The 1,027-nt window shown below is 59.3% G+C and carries 1 protein-coding gene and 1 pseudogene; one reads left to right on the top strand and one right to left on the bottom strand.

The window, feature by feature from the left end; genetic code table 11:
• Nucleotides 1–127: 127 nt before the first annotated feature.
• Nucleotides 128–268: pseudogene (locus NKI59_RS35260) on the top strand (CopG family transcriptional regulator); the annotation flags it as partial.
• An 86-nt stretch (nt 269–354) separates the two neighbouring features.
• Here the strand turns inward: NKI59_RS35260 and NKI59_RS34930 are convergent.
• Complete coding sequence (locus NKI59_RS34930; protein WP_352709066.1) at nt 355–918, bottom strand: FMN-dependent NADH-azoreductase; 564 nt, start codon at nt 916–918, stop codon at nt 355–357.
• Between the last annotated feature and the right edge of the window lie 109 nt (nt 919–1,027).

Raw genomic sequence — 1,027 nt, 5'->3', positions numbered from 1 at the left:
GTCGCCGTGCCAACCCCGGCGCGGCGGGCGATGTCAAGAAAGGTGGGCTTTGGAATCTGGTCACCTCCCAGTCACGAAGCCGAAGCCTAGCCAGCCGAGTCCGCTTTTCCAAGACCGATGATTTGCGCCGCTGCCTGAGCCGGGCGCAGGCCGCAGCAAGGGCTCAGGCTGGCGAGCGCTACGACGCCTTCGTCGCGGCGCTGGGGCGCAGACTCGCAAAGAGCCGCGGCAGGAGATTTCCGAAGATATCCCGGGCGACCCTGTCTAGCGACTAGGCGACCCCGCTGGTCACTCCGCCTGGAGCGCAGCGAACACATACGCAAACAGTCCAGCCGATGACCGCTTCACTTGAGATCAAAACTCAAGCGCGAGCCGTTCTGCCTCGAACTTTGCGTTCGCACGCGCCGTCTGCTCAGCTTCAAGCCCAAACAGCGTGCGCTCGATCAAAATTGAATCGATATCCGTCACTCCGATCAGCTTAAGCCAAGCCTCGACGTAGGGTCTCTGGAAATCGTAGCTCTCGCCCGGCGTCCAAGTTGAAGTTGGCGCATAGTCCAAGCCCCGAGCATAGATCACAGCGGCTCGAGTGGCTTTGACCCGCCCCGCGAATCCATCATCGTCGAATGAGAACAGCACATCCTTCTGCGAAATGAGGTCGATCAACTGCTTAAAGCGATAAGGAATCGAAAAATTCCAGAGTGGTACAGTCAGCAAGATCTTGTCGGCCACTAGGAAGGGCTCAGCGAGCGTCTCAATCACATCCCACGCGCGTTGCTGCTCGGGCGTTCGCCCTTCGCCGTACAAGCCGGCATATTTGGCGTTGAGTGCCGCTTCGCCAAATTCCGGCAAGGGCTTCTCCCAGATGTCGTACGTTTCAATTGCATCGTCTGGGTGGACACGCCGGTAGACGTCTAGCAGGCTTCTCTTCTCTGATTGGGGTCGTTGAGGTCAAGCTCCTCCTGATAATTTTCCGGACCATGTCGCCCCGCGGGTCACTCGCTTCTCTTCGCGGTCGGCGTTAGGCCGC

The organism is Mesorhizobium sp. M0598, assembly GCF_040320865.1.
Classification (GTDB): Bacteria; Pseudomonadota; Alphaproteobacteria; order Rhizobiales; family Rhizobiaceae; genus Mesorhizobium.
This window is presented reverse-complemented; position numbering and strand designations above follow the sequence as displayed.